Source organism: Ruminococcus sp. (assembly GCF_024684275.1).
In genome coordinates this window covers 1-21,883 of record NZ_JAIKXF010000128.1, presented here as the reverse complement: position 1 = coordinate 21,883, position 21,883 = coordinate 1, and the positions used below count along the sequence as shown (strand labels likewise).

Below are 21,883 nucleotides of genomic sequence, written 5' to 3'. Positions count from 1 at the left end.
ATCGCTTATCAGCTCTCTTCTTGCTCGCTGTTCTTCTGTTTCATTTCTTCGTCTTCTGCTCATAATTAAAACCTCCAAAGTAGTGTCTCTTCTATTATACACTACTTCAGAGGTTTACACAAATTTTAGGATAGACTCTTTCAGGCTTTTCTTTATAATTTGTACTGCATGAAATTGTTATTCTTTGTAAATCCGAAATTTGTGTAGAGCAAAACTCCCATATCCGAAGCCGTTATCTGAACAGTTCCGCAGCCCTTTTCACGAGCTTCATTTACCACTTTTGCAAGAAGCTCTTTCGCAATACCCTGACGGCGGTAGGCTTTGTCGGTGAACATACTTGAAAGGAGCCCTATCTTACCGCTGGGACAGCCGAAATACGGAGGCTTTTCTACAATGGACATACCGCTTGTACCGATAATCTTTTCATTATCTAAAGCCAGCCATGATATGAATGTGCCGTCTGCCATGTGTCGGGTATAGTAGTTTTTAAGCGCGGGACGAAGATCAATGTCCTCCTTTGCACCTTCCTCACGAAGCTGGTTTATACGCATTTCAATAAATGTATCAAGGTCTGCTGTTGTTATTTTTCTGTAAGAAACTGACATATTAATTCCTCCGATTCGTTATTTCAATGCTTTTCTCATAATTATATCAGAACCGATCCTTGCATATTCCTTGAAGCCGAATTTCTCATAAAGCCTGAGCGGTCCTGTGAATGCAGGACTGTCGTCTTCAAGCTTATCTTTTGGATAAGCTTCCACAAACGAGTATCCCTCATCAGCTGCGTCTTTGCATACCTGCGTCAAAAGCATTCCCGCAATACCACTGCCGCGATATTCTGGAGATATTTCAAAGCATACCACAGATTTGACATCCCCTCTTTCAGAGCAGCTAAAGGGCGGTACATCTTCGGGAATATTATCCATGTCAAATTCACCTACGCGATAATAATTCATTCTGTCATTTGCATTGCACCAGCCAACGGCAAGGTCATCATCATAGGCTAAATACCCATGAATTATTCCGCTTTTCACCATTTCCCAAGCGGATTCACGGAGAACTTTTCTCCAGCCCTCTGTTCCTTTTCCGTATAGCTCAGAACGAGCAAAAAGCTGCGTTTTTATTTGCTCCAGACTCATATTAAAAGCATTGCAGTAACATGGGTAAAAAGGCGAATTATCTGAGAATGCACGGTTATCGAAGAAATCAAAATAATCGTTTATCATATCGGGAGTAAGTGCTTTTATGGTAATACTCATAATGATCTATCCTTATTTACTGTCCAGTAATTGTTATATGCATAGTGATCGTTTGTGCCTATCAAAAGCTTCTCGGATTTTATGAAGCCGAATTTTAGTGCAGCATTGATACGCTCAACAGCATAGACAGGTATTTTTGTTATTATCTCGTTACATTCAAAAAGTGCAAAGGCTTCCGGAATAAAAAGCTTAAACATCACCTGCAATATATCAGATATTTCATAATCACTTCTTACATCAAGGCGCATGACACCGACATGATTGAAATCATCATCAGCAATTCGGTGAAACATTTCTATTGTGCCTATTGCTATTGAAATTGTCTTGTCGAATATAGTCCACCTTACGAACCATTTTTTTTCATAGGAGCGCAGCCAGAAATCAATTGCGTTTTCCATTCTTTCTTTATCGGGATAGAAAAAAATATCTCCGTCACAGTTGTCACTGTTAAAGAAAGGAAGAGCATTTTTGTCGCTGTAGACTTTCAGAAGATCATCAGTGTCTTCTTTTTTTACAAATCTGAGTAAAAATCTGTCATTTTCAAATGTCGGGCAGTTTTCATATACGTTTTCCATTTTTGCCTCCTATTAAAGAGATCATTTAATATTGATTATACAGAAGACGTTATAATTTGTCAACTCAGGACTGATATTACGGGATTTACGATAACCGGATCGCAGAAAAATATGTGCATATCCCAAAGCAAACGCGCTTCACTTTATGTGAAGCGCGTTCCTGTGTGTAATGATTCATCAGCATTGCTGCAATTATTATTTTTTTATCAGTGAGCGGAATCTTTTCATTGCTTCCGATGTGTTTTCCTTGCTGTTAAATGCAGTAAGGCGGAACCAGTTATTACCGTTTTTTCCGAAACCTGCCCCGGGAGTTCCTACTACACCGGCATTTTCGAGGAGATAGTCAAAGAAGTCCCAGCTGTTCATGCCAAATGGACACTCAAACCATATGTAGGGTGAGTTTATTCCGCCTGTATAGCGGATATTCAGCTCCTCCACAGTTTCTGCGATGATACGTGCATTTTCCATATATGCTGCGGTCATTGTCTTTGCTTCCGCCATACCTTCATCTGAAAATACTGCTTCTGCGGCGCGCTGTATCACATAGGGAACGCCGTTGAACTTTGTACACTGGCGGCGGTTCCACATTTTATTGAGGCTCATTTCTTTGCCGTCTGCGGATTTTGAGGTTATTGCCTTCGGAACAATAGTATATCCGCATCGTGTGCCTGTAAAGCCTGCTGTTTTCGACAGTGAACAGAATTCTACAGCACAGCTTTCTGCACCTTTTATCTCATAGATGGAATGAGGAAGACTATCATCTGAAACAAAAGTCTCATAGGCTGAATCAAAAAGGATAACAGCATCATTTTCGAGGGCATAGTCCACCCATTCGCGCAGCTGAGCCCTGCTGTAGCAGGCTCCTGTGGGGTTGTTAGGTGAGCATATATAAATTATGTCAGCATGAACGCTTCTGTCGGGCATTGGCAGAAAGTCATTTTCGGCAGTTCCGTTGATATAGACGATATTCCTGCCGTTCATGGTATTAGTGTCAACATATACAGGATAAACAGGATCAGGGATAAGTACTGTGTTGTCAATGCTGAAAAGGTCGGTGATATTTCCTGTATCGGACTTGGCACCGTCTGAAGCAAATATCTCGTCGGTGTCAATATCAACTCCGAATGCTTTGTAATGTTTCTGTATAGCAATTCTCAGAAAATCATAGCCCTGTTCCGGACCGTAGCCGCGGAAAGTCTCAGCCTTGCCCATTTCCTCAGCGGCAGAGCGCATAGCCTCAACAACTGTTTTACCGAGAGGGAGAGTAACATCGCCTATTCCAAGTCGTATAACCGAGCTTTCGGGATGATTCTCCTTGAATGTGCTCACTCTCTTTGCCACCTCGCTGAACAGGTAGCTCTCTTTGAGTTCAAGAAAATTCTCGTTAAATTTAGCCATATTTCCTCCGTTATATCTCGCCGTCGAATACAAATTCTGCGGGACCTGTCATGTAGATGTGTCCGTCATTTGCGTTCCATTCAATGGTAAGCTTACCGCCAAGCAGATCAACTGTTACTGGTCCACGCGGACAGATCCCGTTAAGACAAGCCGCCGCAAAGGTTGCACAGGTGCCTGTACCGCAGGCAAGTGTTTCACCGGCACCGCGTTCCCATACTCTCATTTTAAGGTGAGTAGGTGAGACCACCTCTGCAAACTCAATGTTTGACCTGTGTGGGAAATGTTCGTCTACTTCAAAAATTCTTCCGAAACGCTCTGTTTCAAAGCTGCCGATCTCCTCGTCTATAAAGGTGACAGCGTGAGGATTTCCCATTGACACGCAGGTAAATGTGAACTCACGTCCGAATGCGGTCAGTCTCAGGTCTGTTACAGGAGAATTTTCTGCCTTAACAGGTATCTGGGAAGCTTCGGTTATCGGAGCTCCCATATCTACGGTCATTGTCCGTGCAATATCATTTTCATCTGCATTTATAGTAATGTACTTTATTCCAGCGAGAGTCTCTACAGAGAGCTCACGCTTGTGAATAATATCACGGTCATAGACGTACTTTGCCACACAGCGTATGGCATTGCCGCACATCTCGGACTCGCTGCCGTCAGAGTTGAACATACGCATACGGCAGTCCGCAATATTACTGGGACATATCAGCACCAGCCCGTCTGAGCCGATCCCGAAATGCCTGTCGCTTACTGAACGGGCAAGCTCATGAGGAGAGCTTACGCTCTCCTCAAAGCAGTTGACATATATATAGTCATTGCCGCAGCCCTGCATTTTGGTGAATCTCATTTATATCACACTCCGAAAAGAAGCTTGTCATATGTCGGGAATGGATAATAATCCTCAGCTGTAATTGTCTCAGCCTTGTCAGCAGCTGCACGAAGCTTATCCATTGCTGGCAGCATAGTGTCACGGACGAATTCTGAAGCCTTGATTATCTCAGCTATTCCCTTGAATTCAGCGATTGCAGCTTCAAGCTCTGTTGCTGCAGCGTCCATTTCGTCGATAAGCTCTGAAAGCTCGGTAACAAGCTTTGTCTCGTACTTGCAGGCTGCTTTTGAAACGCTTTTCTTGACAGATACCGCAGAAGCTGTATCAGCTGCAAATTTTGCAACAGCAGGGATTATCTCCTTGCGAGCCATGTCTGTCATTGTAACAGCTTCGATGTTTACAGTCTTTACGTAGTTTTCCAGCATAATGTCACGGCGTGAGAAAATCTCGGCTTCAGTGAAGATACCGTGGGAGGTGAGCATCTCAACATTCTTCTTATCGCAGATATGCGGCATTGCATCAGCAGTAGTTCTGAGGTTCATCAGTCCGCGCTTTTCAGCCTCAGCTATCCATGCGTCATCGTAGCCGTTGCCGTTGAAGATGATACGCTTGTGCTCCTTGATAGTCTTGCGGATAAGGTCATGGAGAGCCTTGTTGAAGTCCTTAGCCTTTTCAAGCTTGTCTGCAAACTGTCTGAGTACCTCTGCTACAGCTGCATTGAGGTGGATGTTAGCGCAGGAGATACTGTTTGAAGAACCAAGCATACGGAACTCAAACTTGTTTCCTGTGAATGCAAACGGGGAAGTTCTGTTACGGTCAGTGCTGTCCTTGCTGAACTTTGGCAGAACATCAACGCCAAGCTGCATTTTCTCCTTCTTTGTGCCGCCGTATGGCTTGTCAGCCTCGATAGCGTCCAGAACAGCTGTGAGCTCGTCACCGAGGAAGATAGAGATAACAGCAGGCGGAGCTTCGTTAGCACCGAGTCTGTGATCGTTGCCTGCGGTAGCAACAGATAGTCTGAGTAAGTCCTGATAGTCGTCAACAGCCTTGATAACTGCTGCAAGGAACAGCAGGAACTGTGCATTCTCAGCAGGTGTTTCACCCGGGGAGAGAAGGTTCTCGCCCTGATCTGTTGAGATAGACCAGTTGTTGTGCTTTCCTGAGCCGTTTACACCTGCAAATGGCTTTTCGTGAAGGAGACATACAAGGTTATGACGGAGAGCGACCTTCTGCATTACCTCCATAGTGAGCTGATTGTGATCGGCTGCGATATTCGTTGTATCATAGATAGGAGCAAGCTCATGCTGTGCAGGAGCGACCTCGTTGTGCTTTGTCTTGGCAAGGATACCAAGCTTCCACAGCTCACGGTCAAGGTCAGCCATATACTCGGCAACTCTTGGCTTGATCGAGCCGAAATAGTGGTCGTCCATTTCCTGTCCCTTTGGAGGCATAGCGCCGAAAAGTGTACGTCCTGTCATGATGAGGTCCTTGCGCTTCTTCCACATATCGCGGTCTACAAGGAAGTATTCCTGCTCTGGACCAACAGAGGTCTTTACGCTCTTTACGCTTGTGTTTCCGAAAAGCTTTAAGATACGCAGAGCCTGTTTGTTGATAGCCTCCATAGAGCGGAGAAGCGGAACCTTTTTATCCAGTGCTTCACCTGTGTATGAGCAGAATGCAGTAGGGATATAGAGTGTGCCGTCCTTGATGAATGCGTATGAAGTAGGATCCCATGCTGTATAGCCTCTTGCCTCAAAAGTTGCACGAAGTCCGCCCGAAGGAAATGAGGAAGCGTCAGGTTCGCCCTTTACAAGCTCCTTGCCTGAGAACTCCATGATAACTCTGCCGTCGGGAGCAGGGGAAATGAAGCTGTCGTGCTTCTCGGCGGTAACACCTGTCATTGGCTGGAACCAGTGAGTGTAGTGTGTTGCACCGAGTTCGATCGCCCAGTCCTTCATAGCGGCAGCAACTGCGTTAGCTACTGAAATATCGAGAGGAGTTCCTCTGTCGATAGTTCTTTTAAGTGATTTATACACCTTTTCAGAAAGTGTTGCCTTCATTATTCTGTCGTCAAACACCATTGAACCAAAATATTCTGTTACCTTTTCCATAATTATTCTCCTTTTCTATCGAGCGAAGCTCTTATAAAATCCGCAAACAGCCTGTGCGGTTTGTTTGGTCTTGATTTGAATTCGGGGTGGAACTGAACTCCGATAAACCACGGGTGGTCAGGGAGCTCAACTATTTCAACGAGCTTTTCATCAGGTGAAAGACCTGCAATGTTAAGTCCGTTTGAAGTCAGTATCTTGCGGTATGCATTGTTGAACTCATAGCGGTGGCGGTGACGCTCGTAAATGAGCTCGTCGCCGTATATACTGCGGCATCCGGATCCCTCACTGAGCTTGCAGGGATACAGTCCGAGACGCATAGTACCGCCTTTCTGGTCAATATTTTTCTGTTCGTCCATGATGTCTATGACGGGGTAGGGAGTTTCACCGAACTCAGCAGAATTTGCATTTTCAAGTCCGCAGACATTTCTCGCATATTCTATAACCGACATCTGCATACCGAGACATATACCGAAAAACGGTACCTTATTTTCACGGGCGTAGCGTATTGATTCTATCATGCCTTCGACTCCGCGGTGACCGAATCCCCCGGGGACTATTATGCCGTCGCAATCGGCGAATACATCTTCTGCATTATCAGCAGCGACTTCTTCCGAGTCTATCCATTTTATCTCCACAGCCGCATCATTTATGATACCTCCGTGACGGAGCGCCTCAGCTACCGAGAGATATGCGTCGTGGAGCTCTACATATTTTCCTGCAAGTCCTATAGTTACATTTTTGTGAGCATTCTCTGCCCTATGCACCATTTCAGTCCATTCTGTCAGGTCAGGAGCATTGTCTGCAAGCCCGAGATGGCGGCATACCGAATGTGCAAGGCCTTCATTTTCCAGCCACAGAGGAACTTCGTACAAGGACGGCGCTGTGAGGTTCTGGATAACGTCCTCCTTGCGAATATTACAGAAAAGAGCTATTTTCTCAGCCATATCGTCGGGGATACGCTTTTCTGTCCGGCAGACGATTATATCAGGCTGGATACCGATTGAGAGAAGCTCCTTTGTAGAGTGCTGAGTCGGCTTGGATTTCAGCTCCTCTGAGCCTGCGATATATGGGACAAGAGTAACATGGATATAGCATACATTCTCGCGTCCCTGTTCGGTCCCGACCTGACGTATGGCTTCAAGAAACGGCGTAGACTCAATATCGCCTACTGTACCGCCTATTTCAGTGATGACCACATCTGCATTAGCTTCATTAGCCGCGCTGTAGACTCTGTCCTTTATCTCATTTGTAATATGGGGAATAACCTGAACTGTTCCGCCGAGATAGTCGCCGCGGCGCTCCTTTGTGATGACGTTCCAATAAATTTTTCCTGTTGTCACGTTGGAGTGAACTGACAGATTTTCATCAACGAAACGCTCATAATGACCAAGATCAAGGTCAGTTTCAGCACCGTCGTCTGTGACAAAGACCTCACCATGCTGGAATGGTGACATCGTTCCCGGATCGACGTTGATATATGGATCAAACTTCTGTATAGTGACCTTATAGCCGCGCTGTTTGAGAAGTCTGCCCAATGAAGCTGCTGTGATACCCTTGCCGAGTCCTGAAACGACTCCGCCTGTTACAAAAATGAACTTTGACATTTGCATATGCTCCTTGAAATACATTTATGATAAAGGCAGTCTGCGGAATCTGGGAGATTTTTAAGATATACTTTTTATTTTATCCGCAGACGCCCTTGTCAGCTTATGCTTTTTCCCACTCTGCCGAATCGTGGAGTGCGTTGTAGCCCTCTTCGCCTGTACGTATCTTGATAACGTTCTCGATGTCGTAGATGAACATCTTGCCGTCACCGTAGTTGCCTGTATAGAGAGCTGTTTTTGCTGCTGCGACTACCTTGTCTACAGGTACTGCGCAGACTGCGATCTCAGCCTTGACTTTAGGAAGCAGATTCATTTCAACACTTGCGCCGCGGTAGTAATTCTTCTGTCCGTTCTGCATACCGCAGCCCAGAACATTAGTAACTGTGATGCCCTTGACGTCGATAGACTCCATAGCCTCAATGAACTGCTGCAATTTCTGCTGTTTGAATATAACAACAATATTTGTAAGCTTGTTTGCGCCGTCAGGTGAGGGAACTGAGTAATTCTCGATCTCGACTGCCTTGTCAACAGGAACAGCAGGAGTTCCGGGAGTGCCCACCTTCTTAACGCTTTTAGCGTCGTCTTTTGTATAGCCCTTCATACCGATGTCTGAAAGTGCGGGAGCAAAGTCTGCATAAGAGGATATAAGTCCGTGTTCTGTAACATCAAGACCGATGATCTCCTCCTGCTCGGAAGCGCGGAGACCGATAGTCTTTTTAATAGCATAGAATACTATTGCCATTGAGATAGCTGTGAATACTGCGATAGCTGCAAAGCCTGTGAGCTGTCTGCCGAGGAGTCCGAAGCCGCCGCCGTAGAAAAGACCTGCAAGCTGATCACCGTTCTGATCCACCAGAGAATATCCGGGGACCTCAGGATTTGCTAAGAGTCCGACTGCGATTGTTCCCCAGATACCGTTCATCATGTGTACTGCTACTGCACCAACAGGATCGTCGATGTGGAGCTTATAGTCAAGGAACCAAACACCGAAGCAAACAAGTAAACCTGAAACGATACCAACTATTGTAGCACCGAAGCAGTCTGTTACATCACAGGGAGCTGTGATACCAACAAGTCCTGCCAGTGAAGCGTTAAGGCACATTGAAACATCAGGCTTGCCGTATTTTACCCATGTAAAGATCATGCAGGTAACTGTTGCGATCGCAGGAGCAACTGTTGTTGTGAGGAATACGGAACCGAGCTGATCAATAGAAGTACAAGCGGCACCGTTGAATCCGTACCAGCCGAACCAAAGTATAAAGCAGCCGAGAGCACCTATTGTAAGGTTGTGACCGGGGATAGCGTTTACCTTGACTTCGCCGTCCTTGGTCTTGTGGAACTTGCCTATTCTTGGACCGAGGATAGCCGCACCTACGAGAGCTGCGATACCGCCGACCATGTGGATATGTGCTGAACCTGCGAAATCGTGGAAGCCCCACTGGCTGAGCCAGCCGCCGCCCCAGCCCCAGTGAGCTTCGATAGGATAAACGACTGCACTGATGATAGCTGAGTATACACAGTAGGATAAGAACTTTGTACGTTCAGCCATTGCACCAGAAACGATAGTAGCTGTCGTTGCACAGAATACAAGGTTGAATACGAAGTTTGACCAATCGAATGAGCCATAGGAAGTGAAAATATCAAATCCGGGCTGTCCGATTATACCGACGAGGTCCTCACCGAAGAGAAGACCGAAGCCTATGAGAATGAAAACTACTGTACCGATACAGAAGTCCATTAAGTTTTTCATGATGATATTGCCTGCATTCTTTGCACGGGTAAATCCCGTTTCTACCATTGCAAAGCCTGCCTGCATAAAAAATACGAGTGAAGCGCCGATAAGGAACCATACGCCAAAGACTATACCATTTGTCTCGTCCATGGCCTGTTGTAAGATCGTCTGAGAGTCCATAAAAATACCTCCTTAAAAAGTTACAGCATAAATTTCAAAAGGGTGTACAACATACTGATAATTCAGTACATCATACACCCCTTTGTGTATGGAATTAGCGCTATAAACCAAAAAAAGAGAGCTACGGACTCTATATCCGCAGCTCCCTTGCTGTTTACAATGCCATTATAGCCCATGGAAAACCATTTGTCAAGCACTTTTTTGAATTTTGTTGGAAATCAATATATTTTGATGCTTTAAATGCAAAAAGTACTTGCAGTTTTACAAAAGTGCTGATTTTTGCTTCATTTTACGTATTTTTTCAAAAATTCTCTTGACAACACCGGTTTAAAGTGCTAAGATTATATACAAGAACAAGGACGTTTGAGCAGACTATTTGTCTGCCCGAACGTCTTTTTTTATTATAATCGGTGCAGATCAATGGCGCTCTGCACTTGAAAGGCAAGTGAAGGATATGGATTTATTCAGAAACGAAGCTCCATATGAGCAGCAGGGACTCTATGATCCCAGATTTGAACACGATAACTGCGGCATAGGTGCTGTAGTGAATATCAAGGGAGAGCAGTCAAGATATGTTGTGGACAGTGCTCTCACAATAGTTGAAAAGCTTGAGCACCGTGCAGGCAAGGACGCTGAGGGCAAGACAGGCGACGGTGTTGGCATACTCGTGCAGATGCCTTACAGCTTTTTCATAAGCGAGACCGCAAAGCTCGGATATGACATCGGCAGCAAGGGAGATTTCGGTGTTGGAATGTTCTTCTTCCCTCAGAGTGAAATGAAGCGCGGACAGGCGATGAAGCTCTTTGAGCTTATCGTGAATAAAAGCGGAATGGAGCTCATCTGCTGGAGAAAAGTCCCTGTTTCATCGGAAATTCTCGGTCAAAAGGCCCTTGAAAGTATGCCTTATATAATGCAGGCATTTGTGAAGCGTCCCGAGAATTGTCAGGCAGGACTTGACTTTGACCGCAGATTATTCATTGCAAGGCGCGAGTTCGAGCATTCTGACGAGAATACATATGTATGCTCACTTTCCAGCCGTACTATAGTATATAAAGGTATGTTCCTGGTTGACGAGCTGAGACGTTTCTACACAGACCTTCAGAGTGACGACTTCACCTCTGCTGTCGCAATGGTACATTCACGCTTTTCCACGAACACTAATCCAAGCTGGCAGAAGGCTCACCCCAATCGTTTTATAGTCCATAACGGCGAGATAAACACTATCACAGGCAATGCGGATAAAATGCTCGCCCGTGAGGAGAGTATGTCATGTGAAGCACTGAAAAATGATATGTATAAGGTGCTTCCTGCTATAAATGTGAATGGCTCGGACTCCGCAAGGCTTGATAACGCACTGGAATTCATGGTAATGTCAGGTATGCCGCTGCCGCTTGCGGTCATGATAACCATTCCGGAGCCCTGGAAGAATGACAAGACCATTTCACGCTCAAAATACGACCTTTATCAGTACTATGCAACTATGATGGAGCCCTGGGACGGACCTGCTTCTATCATATTCTCGGACGGTGAGGTAATGGGTGCTGTTCTCGACAGGAACGGTCTTCGTCCGTCCCGTTACTGCGTCACAAGTGACGGGTATCTCATACTTTCATCGGAGACAGGCTGTATAGATATTCCTGCGGATAAGGTCGTGAAAAAAGACCGCCTCCGTCCGGGAAAAATGCTTCTTGCTGACACAAAGCAGGGACGCATTATCGAGGACGACGAGATAAAGTCTGAATATGCTCTCCGTCAGCCCTATGGCGAGTGGCTCGATGCTAATCTTGTTCGTCTCCACGACCTGCATATTCCAAACAAGGGCGTTGAGACATATTCGGCAGAGGAGCTTGCAAAGCTCCAGAAGGCATTCGGCTACTCCTACGAGGATATACGCACAAGTATACTCCCAATGGCTGAGAAAGGCGCTGAACCTATTGCATCAATGGGAAGTGACATACCTCTGCCGCCGCTTGATAAGCAGTCACCGAGCCTTTTCAACTACTTCCGTCAGCTCTTTGCACAGGTGACAAATCCTCCATTCGATGCTATACGTGAGGAGATAGTCACCGATACCAGCGTTTACATAGGCAAGGACGGTAATCTTCTTGAGGAGCGTCCTGAGAACTGCCATGTGCTGAAGATCGAGAATCCTATACTTACTGAAACAGATATGCTCAAAATAAAGGCACTTGACCGTGACGGACTGAAAAGTGCAGTTATCCCAATAATCTATTATATAGGAACTCCGCTTGAAAAGGCAATAGAAAGACTATTCATCGAAGCTGATAAGGCTTACCGCGACGGTGCGTCTATCCTTATCCTCTCTGACCGCGGCGTGGACGAATTCCACTGTCCTATACCGTCACTTCTTGCAGTTTCAGCGCTTCAGCAGCACCTTGTTTCCACGAAAAAGCGTACTGCTGTTGCAATGATACTTGAATCCGCAGAACCAAGAGAGGTACATCATTTTGCTGCGCTTCTCGGATACGGCGCCTGTGCTGTAAATCCATATCTTGCCCACGAAACTATACGCTTACTCATTGATGAGGGCACTCTGGACAAGGATTTCTACGCAGCAGAGGACGACTATAATTCTGCTATTCTCCACGGTATTGTCAAGATAGCCTCAAAAATGGGCATTTCTACAATACAGTCATATCAGGGCAGCAAGCTCTTTGAAGCTGTGGGCATTTCATCGGAGCTGATAAACAGGTATTTTTCGGGAACTGTCAGCCGTATTGGCGGAATAGGGCTTTCAGATATAAGCCGCCGCACCGAAAAGCTTCACACTGCTGCTTTTGATCCGCTGGGACTTGCCGTTAATGAAAATATCGGCAGCGCAGGCAGTCATAAGCTGCGCAGCGGAAAGTCCGATCATCTCTATACACCCGAGACCATACATCTGCTCCAGCAGGCTGCTATGACGGGAAGTTATGAAACCTTCAAAAAATACAGCGAGTGTCTCACCAGAGAGGATAATGAGCTTACACTGAGAAGCCTGCTTGACATCAGTTTTGATGAAAACGGAGGTATCCCCATTGACGAAGTAGAGTCCGTTGAAAGTATCTGCAAGCGCTTTAAAACAGGCGCTATGTCCTACGGCTCTATTTCGCAGGAGGCTCACGAATGCATGGCGGTTGCGATGAATCGTATCGGAGGAAAATCCAACAGCGGAGAGGGCGGAGAAAGTCCGGAAAGGCTGACATCTGACCGCTGCTCAGCTATAAAACAGGTCGCTTCCGGACGCTTCGGTGTTACAAGCGAATACCTCGTTTCCGCACAGGAGATACAGATCAAAATGGCACAGGGCGCTAAGCCGGGCGAGGGCGGACATCTGCCATCAGGTAAGGTATATCCGTGGATAGCAAAGACACGTCATTCTACTGCAGGAGTGGGGCTTATCTCACCTCCGCCTCATCATGATATATATTCGATTGAGGATCTGGCACAGCTCATCTACGACCTTAAAAATGCCAACGACAAGGCTCGTATCTCCGTAAAGCTCGTTTCTGAGGCAGGTGTTGGTACTGTTGCCGCAGGCGTTGCAAAGGCAGGAGCTCAGGTAATACTTATCTCAGGCTATGACGGTGGAACGGGAGCAGCTCCGAGAAGCTCGATTTATAATGCAGGACTTCCGTGGGAACTTGGACTTGCTGAGGCTCATCAGACTCTCATGCTCAACGGTCTCCGTTCGAGAGTCCGCATAGAGACTGACGGAAAGCTTATGACAGGCCGAGATGTTCTTGTGGCTGCACTTCTCGGTGCGGAGGAATTCGGCTTCGCAACAGCTCCGCTTGTTACTATGGGCTGCGTTATGATGAGAGTATGCAATCTTGATACCTGTCCTATGGGTATCGCTACACAGAATCCCGAGCTGAGAAAGCGTTTTCGCGGCAAGCCTGAGTATATCGTGAACTTCATGCACTTCATCGCACAGGAGCTCCGTGAGTATATGGCAAAGCTGGGCATACGCACTGTTGATGAGCTTGTGGGACGCACAGACCTGCTTGTACCTAAAAAGGATACTCATGGTATCGACTTCTCGGCAATACTCGGAGCATCTGCCCTTAACAGCAAACAGCATTTCGATGTGGCTGATATTTACGATTTCGCACTTGACAGCACCATAGACAGACGTGTTATAATGAAGAAGCTGGGAAGTGATCTTAAAAGCGGATCTCCCAAAAGCATATCAATAGATGTGGTCAATACAGACCGCTCTGTGGGTACTCTTACGGGAGCGGAGATAACACGTATCCACGGCGAGAATACTCTTGCTGACGATTCATTTACAGTAAAATGCAGCGGCAGCGGCGGACAGTCCTTCGGTGCATTCGTTCCAAAGGGACTTACACTGGAGCTCTGCGGAGACAGCAACGACTACTTCGGCAAGGGACTTTCAGGCGGCAGACTTGTACTTTATCCGCCGAAAAATTCAGCTTTCAAGGCTGACGAAAATATCATCGTCGGAAACGTGGCACTCTACGGTGCAACCTCGGGAAAAGCCTTTATCAATGGCATTGCAGGTGAACGCTTCTGTGTAAGAAATTCAGGAGCTGTCGCTGTCTGCGAGGGCACAGGCGACCACGGCTGTGAGTATATGACAGGCGGACGTGCAGTTATCCTCGGCAGAACAGGCAAGAACTTTGCCGCAGGAATGTCGGGTGGAATCGCTTATGTTCTTGATGAGGAGCATGACCTGTACACCCGTCTGAACAAGGCTCTCGTATCTCTGGAAGCTGTAACAGCTGACGAGGATATTGCAGAGCTGAAAACTATAATTGAGGAACACGCACAGGCAACAGGTTCAGAAAAGGCAAAGGCGATACTTGCTGATTTTGACAGCTATATCCCGAGGTTCAAGAAGATAATCCCTCATGATTTTGCTAAGATACAGAGCACTGTAAGCAAGCTTGAAAAGTCAGGCATATCACACGAACAAGCTGAGATAGAAGCCTTTGAGCTCATAAGAAAGGAGGCGTGAGCAATGGGAAAAGCAACAGGATTTCTTGAATATACAAGATGTGAAACAGCCGCAAAAGAACCGGCTGAGCGCATAAAGGATTTTAACGAGTTCCACATTCCGCTTGATGATGAACAGCGTCGTGTACAGGCGGCAAGATGCATGGACTGCGGAGTGCCGTTTTGTCAGAACGGAAAAATACTCTGCGGCATGGTATCGGGCTGTCCGCTGAATAATCTGATACCTGAGTGGAACGACCTGCTTTATCACGGACAGAAGGGGCAGGCACTGAGCAGACTCCTGATGACCAATAACTTCCCCGAATTCACGTCGAGAGTATGCCCTGCGCTCTGCGAAAAAGCCTGTACCTGTGGACTTGACGGCTCACCCGTAACTGTAAAGGAAAACGAAAAAGCTATCATTGAGCATGGCTTTGAGAGCGGTCTTATGCAGCCACAGATACCAAAGGTGCGAAGCGGCAAAAGGGTTGCGGTCATAGGCTCAGGTCCGTCGGGACTTGCTGCCGCTGACACTCTTAACAAGCGTGGTCACAGCGTCACTGTTTTTGAGCGCTCAGACCGTATAGGCGGACTTCTTATGTACGGTATACCGAATATGAAACTGGAAAAGCACATCATTGAGCGCCGCACTGAGCTTATGAAGGCTGAGGGCGTGGAATTCGCGGTAAATTCAAATGTCGGTGATAACATTTCTGCGGAAGATATTATGAAAACTTTTGACGCCGTTGTACTTGCCTGCGGCTCATCGAATCCGAGGGATATAAAGGCTGAGGGCAGAGACGCAAAGGGTATTTACTTCGCTGTTGATTTCCTGAAGGCTACTACAAAGAGCCTGCTGGACTCTGAACTTAATGACGGAAAATTCATCTCCGCAAAGGACAAGAATGTAGTCATCATCGGCGGCGGTGATACAGGTAATGACTGTGTAGGAACAGCAGTACGTCACAGCTGCAAATCAGTGACACAGCTTGAAATGATGCCGAAGCTCCCCGACGAAAGAGCCGAGAGCAACCCGTGGCCTCAGTGGCCGAGAGTCTGCAAGACAGATTATGGTCAGGAGGAAGCCATAGCTGTATTTGGTCACGATCCGAGAATATATACTACTACAGTCAAGGAGTTCATCAAGGACGAAAAAGGTGCTCTTACGGCAATAAAAACAGTTAAGCTTGAGTTTGTCACCGATGAGAAAAGCGGAAGAAAGATACCTAAGGAAATACAGGGCAGTGAGGAGATACTTCCGTGCGAGCTCTGTCTTATCGCCGCAGGATTTCTCGGCTGTCAGAGCTATGTCGCCGAGGCATTCGGAGTTGAACTTGACCAGCGTACAAATGTAAAGACTGAAACAGGCAGCCATGCCACAAATGTTCCAAAGGTATTTACCGCAGGCGATATGCACATCGGACAGTCCCTTGTGGTAAGGGCTATCCGTGAGGGCAGGGACGCCGCAGCTGAAACGGACAGATACCTTATGGGCTATACAAATCTTTAACGGAGGACGAAATGATATATTCAGAAAATGAAATACTACAGTATATAGAGGAAAATGATGTCAAATTCGTGAAGCTCACCTTCTGCGATCTTCACGGAAAACTGAAAAACATCTCCATATTGTCGAGTGAACTTGCTGCAACGTTTGAAAGCGGCGCAAGGATAACCGCAAAGAAAATATCAGGCTTTGAGGTCGCTGACGGAAAGGATATTTTCCTGTTTCCGGACGCACAGACTATGACATTGCTTCCCTGGAGACCTCAGCAGGGGAGAGTTATCAGAATGTTCTGCTATATCCGCTACAAGGACGGGACACCCTTCGAGGGAGACAGCAGGTACTTCCTCAAAAAAGCTATGAAGGCGGCAGTTTCAGCAGGCTATTGTTTCCGCTTCGGCACCTCCTGTGAGTTTACCTTGTTCAGGAATGGCGATAATGGTATCCCCACGAAGATCCCCCACGACAACGCAGGCTACTGCGATACAGCTCCTGATGACAAGGGTGAGAATATACGCCGTGATGTCTGCCTTACCCTTGAACAAATGGGCATTCACCCCATATCATCACGACATGAAAGCGGCTGCGGTCAGCACGAGATAGACTTCAATGCCTCATCAGCCCTGAAAGCTGCGGACACATTCCTGAGTTTCAAATCTGCTGTTAAATCCGTGGCTGAAACTCATGGAGTACACGCAAGCTTCATGCCCAAGCCACTTCGCACAGACTGCGGCAACGGTATGCATATAAGCTTTAATATCTTTCCAGACAGCGATTTTCTTGAGGAGCGCAGCCCAGGAACAGGTGACGAGCTGAAAAGTGCAGCAGCAGGTATAATGAAGCATATACGTGATTTCGCTCTGTTTACGAATTCTACAGTTAATTCCTATGAGAGACTTGGTGAGTTCACAGCACCGCGTGATATACTCTGGGCGTCTGACGAGGGCTCACAGCTCATAAGAATGAATCCCGACAGCGACGAAGCTGCTGTGGAGCTGAGGGCTGCTGACTGTGTCTGCAATCCTTATCTTGCATTCGGACTTATGATATATGCTGCATTGGAGGGCGTGACTGAAAAGACTCAGCTTCCTGCGGAAAGCGAAAGCCTCGGCAGACTTCCCACAACACTTGCGGAAGCAGCCGACTGCGCCGGGACCTCGGGATTCGTCAGAAAATATCTGCCTGCAAATATTCTTGAAACTCTTGTATCCTTCAGCAGAGCAGAGTGGAAGGAATATTCAGCTGCTTATGATAAGGAAGCATTTGAAAACCAGAAGTATTTTTACAGTTTATAACGGAGGTAGGCTTTGGAAAAGGTACTTGTAATTTCAAGCAGTAAAAGCGCCTCTGAAGCTCTCGTTAGTTTTCTCCGCGATTCATTCCGATGTACGCCAAAGCTTGTTGAGTCGGCTTATCAGGCAAAGACATATCTCGATTCCGATCCGTCTGTGGAGCTTACAGTGATAAATTCACCGCTTATGGACGAATCAGGCTTTGAGCTTGCGGAGTATATCATTGAAAAAACAGCTGCAAACTGTATCTTTATGATAAAGGAAGAACACATTGAAAAGGTGAGCGACCATGCGGAAAAGTGTGGTATCATCATAGTCGGTAAGCCATTCAGCAGAACACTTCTCTATCAGCTTGTTAAAACGCTGGATATAGCTGTTACACGCTCATTGAAGCTTTACAGCGAAAATCTGCGGCTTGAAGAAAAGATCAGAGAGATACAGACCATCGACAAGGCGAAGTTCATGCTCATGGAGTACAAGGAAATGACAGAAGCTGAGGCTCATGCATATCTGGAGCAGTACGCCATGAACAAGCGGAAAAAGAAAAGTATTGCGGCTCTTGAACTGATAGACAGGATAAACGAGCAGTATTTATAAGAGGTATAAAAATGTTTGATTCCATACATGAGGAATGCGGAGTTTTCGGCATATACGAAAATGGCTGTGCTGATACTGCTTCCTCGGCTTATTTCGGACTATATGCACTCCAGCACCGCGGACAGGAGAGCTGCGGCATTGCAGTGAGCGATGACGGAGTTTTCAGGCATAAAAGGGCTGACGGTCTGGTTTCTGAGGTGTTCAGCCGTGAGGAGCTTGATAAGCTTGGAAAAGGCAATATGGCTGTTGGACACGTCCGCTATTCCACCACAGGAGGACATAATCCCAATAACATACAGCCCCTTGTTATCCGCCATATCAAGGGAAATCTGGCACTTGTACATAACGGAAATCTTGTCAATGCAGCGGAGCTGAGACGCTCATTTGAGATGTCAGGAGCCATATTTCACGGCACCTCTGACACCGAGGCTATTGCATATGAAATAGTACGTGAGCGCCTTAACTGCCACTCAACGGAGGAGGCTGTGGAGCGGGCAATGCCAAATCTGAAGGGCGCCTACTCATGCATACTTATGACTGCTACAAAGCTTATTGCATTTCGTGATCCTGACGGCTTTCGTCCGCTGTGTATCGGCAGGACTCACGACGGCGCATATGTTGTGGCTTCTGAGTCCTGCGGGCTTGAGACTGTGGGAGCGGAGTTTATCCGCGATATTGAGGCAGGAGAGATAGTTGTTATCGGCAGTGAAGGTGTTAGGTCAATACGCACTAACTGCGGCAAAAAACAGAATATATGCATATTTGAGTACATCTATTTCGCCCGTCCCGATTCAGTTATCGAGGGTGTGTCAGTTCACCATGCAAGACTGAAAGCCGGCGAGCTGCTTGCAAAGCACAGTCCTGTTGATGCTGACATAGTTATCGGTGTTCCCGATTCAGGACTTGATGCGGCTCTTGGTTATGCTAACGAAAGCGGTATTCCCTATGGGATTGGTTTTATCAAGAACAAGTATATCGGCAGAAGCTTTATTCAGCCTCAGCAGGAACAGCGTGAGAATGCTGTAAAAATAAAGCTGAACGCTGTCCGGGAGAGCGTTGCAGGGAAACGTGTTGTAATGATAGACGACTCTATAGTCCGCGGCACTACCAGTGCAAGGATAGTTAAGCTTCTGCGTGACGCAGGTGCCAGAGAGGTACACGTTCGCATATCATCTCCGCCTTTTTTGCACTCCTGCTATTTTGGAACAGATATTGACTCAGAAGAAAACCTCATTGCTGGCAAGTGCCATTCTACTGAGGAGATTGCGGAGTACATCGGTGCAGACTCACTTGCATATCTTCCCGTAGATGCTCTGGGAGAATTAATAGACAGAAAGTGCGGCTATTGCTGCGGATGCTTTACGGGAGACTATCCCGTTGACATCTCGGGAGCAGGCAGCAAAAATAAATTTGACGAAAAAATACACGGGTGACATCAGTCGTCTTCCTTAGCGGAAAAATATGGTTACCAAGCCTGAAATTATAGTCTTGCAAATGTAACCTGCGTTCCGCCGGAGAAGATTCTCCTTTTCGGAGCTTGTATCAATGGCGATACAGGCTCTTAATATTACAATAATTCGGAGGAATAGAAAATGTGTACGATAATGGGATACTGCGGCGCAGGCGGCGGTATGCAAAAGGTTTCGGAGGGACTTACGGCAACAGTGTCGAGAGGTCCCGACGACGAGAGGATAATTGACCTAAAAGACGGTGTTCTTGGATTCCAGCGCCTTTCAATAATGGGACTTACTCCACAGGGAATGCAGCCCTTTGAGCTTGAAGAGAATTATGTTGTCTGCAACGGTGAGATATACGGCTTCAGAAAGATACGCGATCAGCTTATTTCAAAGGGATACAGCTTCTCAAGCGACAGCGACTGTGAGATACTGCTGCCGCTGTATAAGGAATACGGAACGGATATGTTTTCTATGCTTGATGCGGAGTTTGCGTGTATCATCTACGACCATGAGCAGCACAGCTTTATAACTGCCCGTGATCCTATAGGTATACGTCCGCTGTACTACGGCTATGCTGGCGATACGATAGTATTTGCAAGTGAAGCCAAAAATCTTGTGAAGTTATGCCAAAAGGTAATGCCGTTCCCACCAGGACATTACTATAAGGAAGGAAAGTTCCATTGCTACTGTGATATTACAGCAGTGGATAATGTAATTCATGACGATATTGACACGGTATGCAAAAATATACATGATAAGCTGGCTGCAGGCGTAAAAAAGCGTCTTGACGCAGATGCAAAGGTCGGATTCCTGCTGTCAGGCGGACTTGATTCTTCACTGGTATGCGCCATTGCACAGCGTGAGAGTGATAAGCCGATACGTACATTTGCTATCGGTATGAATACCGACGCTATCGACCTGAAATACGCAAAGCAGGTCGCAGATTACATCGGAAGCGAGCATACAGAGGTCATTATCACAAAAGAACTTGTTATTGATTCACTTGAGGAGGTTATACATCTCCTCGGCACCTATGATATAACAACTATCCGCGCAAGCATGGGAATGTATCTGCTCTGCAAGACTATCCATGAGCAGACTGACATACGTGTTCTTCTTACAGGCGAGATATCCGATGAGCTTTTCGGCTACAAATACACTGATTTTGCTCCCTCAGCAGAGGCTTTTCAAGCTGAGTCGGTCAAGCGTGTCCGCGAACTGCATATGTACGATGTTCTTCGCGCGGACAGGTGTATATCCGTAAATTCTCTTGAAGCAAGAGTACCTTTCGGTGACCTTGATTTTGTGAAATATGTTATGGCGATAGAGCCTGAGATGAAGCTTAACAAGTACAATAAGGGAAAATACCTTCTCCGACACGCGTTTGAGGGAGATTATCTGCCCCACGATATTCTTTACCGCGAAAAGGCAGCTTTTTCTGACGCTGTCGGACATTCAATGGTAGATTACCTTAAAGAATATGCAGATAATTATTACTCAGATGAGGAGTATGAACTGCTCTGTACTAAATATTCACACGCTAAGCCGTTTACAAAAGAATCACTGCTTTATCGTGAGATATTTGAGAAGTATTATCCTGGAAACAGTGAAATGGTAGTTGATTTCTGGATGCCGAATAAGGAGTGGGAGGGCTGCAATGTTAATGATCCCTCTGCCCGTGTGCTGTCAAATTATGGCGAGAGCGGAACATAAAACCAGAAGCAATAAGAATTAGCCGCAGGGAGACCTGCGGCTTGCTATTTATAGGTATACACACGAAATACACATTATGCGTTCCATTAGCCGGTACAAAGATAGGAATAGAAGAGAGCAAAAGAAAAAAGCCCGAATAATCGGACTTTTTGAATGTGTCATTTATACGAAATGGAAGACTTTCATGCGCGAAAAACAATTCGCGTCCCAGAAAAACTGAGACGCGAAACTGCCCGCGGGGGCTCCCCGCTGGTGCGGGTAACAGGAGTTGAACCTGCACGGATTGCTCCGCCAGAACCTAATGGTAGTGTAACGATGTTGTAATGAAATTCAAATCGTTAATTCTTGAAATAAAACAGAAAAAAGAGAAATGTGCCAAGTCACTCAATGTGAGAAATAAACATTCTTTTACTCCTGCGACAAAGATGTATCCACCTCCATAGTCGCATCAGTAAGCTGAATATAAGTATAAAAATCCTCTTTATAAGAATTGAATTTTCCCACAACAGTTATCTCCGTACCAATATCAGGATAATCATCAGGATAGGTATAGTCACCGTCAAGTACAAACTCTATTCCCTGAGAACAACAGGCAGTAGCATCATTGATCAATACAGCAAAAAATTCTCTGCCATCAGTTTCTTGAAAATATGAGAATGGTCCTTTAGCC

14 protein-coding genes and 1 pseudogene are annotated in these 21,883 nt (G+C 46.3%); 6 read left to right on the top strand and 9 right to left on the bottom strand.

The window, feature by feature from the left end:
- Positions 1-152 precede the first annotated feature (152 nt).
- The 8 genes from K5677_RS13780 to K5677_RS13745 all read right to left on the bottom strand — a co-directional run bounded on the left by K5677_RS13780 (position 153) and on the right by K5677_RS13745 (position 9,688).
- Positions 153-605, bottom strand: coding sequence for a GNAT family N-acetyltransferase (locus tag K5677_RS13780; protein WP_296729107.1), 453 nt, complete (start codon positions 603-605; stop codon positions 153-155).
- A gap of 18 nt (positions 606-623) precedes the next feature.
- Positions 624-1,259: a GNAT family N-acetyltransferase gene (locus tag K5677_RS13775; protein WP_296729105.1), complete on the bottom strand. Its 636-nt coding sequence runs from the start codon at positions 1,257-1,259 to the stop codon at positions 624-626.
- The gene (locus K5677_RS13770) at positions 1,256-1,834 is read right to left on the bottom strand and encodes a GNAT family protein (RefSeq protein ID WP_296729102.1); all 579 of its coding nucleotides are present in this window, start codon (positions 1,832-1,834) and stop codon (positions 1,256-1,258) included. Before K5677_RS13770 ends, K5677_RS13775 begins: the two co-directional genes overlap by 4 nt.
- Positions 1,835-2,029: 195 nt before the next feature.
- On the bottom strand, positions 2,030-3,232 hold the full coding sequence (locus K5677_RS13765; protein WP_296729099.1) for an LL-diaminopimelate aminotransferase: 1,203 nt from the start codon (positions 3,230-3,232) through the stop codon (positions 2,030-2,032).
- 10 nt (positions 3,233-3,242) lie between these two features.
- Positions 3,243-4,079, bottom strand: a complete 837-nt coding sequence (dapF, locus tag K5677_RS13760; RefSeq protein WP_296729096.1) for a diaminopimelate epimerase — start codon at positions 4,077-4,079, stop codon at positions 3,243-3,245.
- A 5-nt stretch (positions 4,080-4,084) separates the two neighbouring features.
- A complete protein-coding gene (locus tag K5677_RS13755; RefSeq protein WP_296729094.1) occupies positions 4,085-6,172 on the bottom strand; it encodes a glutamine synthetase III in 2,088 nt (695 codons plus the stop codon).
- Between the two features lie 2 nt (positions 6,173-6,174).
- Positions 6,175-7,776 (bottom strand): CTP synthase, encoded by a 1,602-nt coding sequence (locus tag K5677_RS13750; RefSeq protein WP_296729092.1) that lies wholly within the window; start codon positions 7,774-7,776, stop codon positions 6,175-6,177.
- Positions 7,777-7,879: 103 nt separating this feature from the next.
- Positions 7,880-9,688, bottom strand: coding sequence for an ammonium transporter (locus tag K5677_RS13745; protein WP_296729089.1), 1,809 nt, complete (start codon positions 9,686-9,688; stop codon positions 7,880-7,882).
- Positions 9,689-10,142: 454 nt separating this feature from the next.
- Between K5677_RS13745 and gltB the strand changes: the two genes are divergently transcribed.
- The 6 genes from gltB to asnB all read left to right on the top strand — a co-directional run bounded on the left by gltB (position 10,143) and on the right by asnB (position 21,213).
- Entirely contained in the window at positions 10,143-14,672 is a 4,530-nt protein-coding gene (gene gltB, locus K5677_RS13740; protein ID WP_296729086.1) for a glutamate synthase large subunit, read from the top strand.
- Positions 14,673-14,675: 3 nt separating this feature from the next.
- Entirely contained in the window at positions 14,676-16,160 is a 1,485-nt protein-coding gene (locus K5677_RS13735; protein ID WP_296729083.1) for a glutamate synthase subunit beta, read from the top strand.
- An 11-nt stretch (positions 16,161-16,171) separates the two neighbouring features.
- Entirely contained in the window at positions 16,172-17,449 is a 1,278-nt protein-coding gene (locus K5677_RS13730) for a glutamine synthetase family protein (RefSeq protein WP_296729080.1), read from the top strand.
- Between the two features lie 12 nt (positions 17,450-17,461).
- A complete protein-coding gene (locus K5677_RS13725) occupies positions 17,462-18,043 on the top strand; it encodes an ANTAR domain-containing response regulator (RefSeq protein ID WP_296729077.1) in 582 nt (193 codons plus the stop codon).
- Positions 18,044-18,054: 11 nt separating this feature from the next.
- A complete protein-coding gene (gene purF / locus K5677_RS13720; protein ID WP_296729075.1) occupies positions 18,055-19,476 on the top strand; it encodes an amidophosphoribosyltransferase in 1,422 nt (473 codons plus the stop codon).
- A gap of 159 nt (positions 19,477-19,635) precedes the next feature.
- Positions 19,636-21,213, top strand: coding sequence for an asparagine synthase B (asnB, locus tag K5677_RS13715; protein WP_296729073.1), 1,578 nt, complete (start codon positions 19,636-19,638; stop codon positions 21,211-21,213).
- Between the two features lie 408 nt (positions 21,214-21,621).
- On the opposite strand, the pseudogene K5677_RS13710 reads toward asnB, so the two are convergent.
- Positions 21,622-21,883: pseudogene (locus tag K5677_RS13710) on the bottom strand (hypothetical protein); the annotation flags it as partial.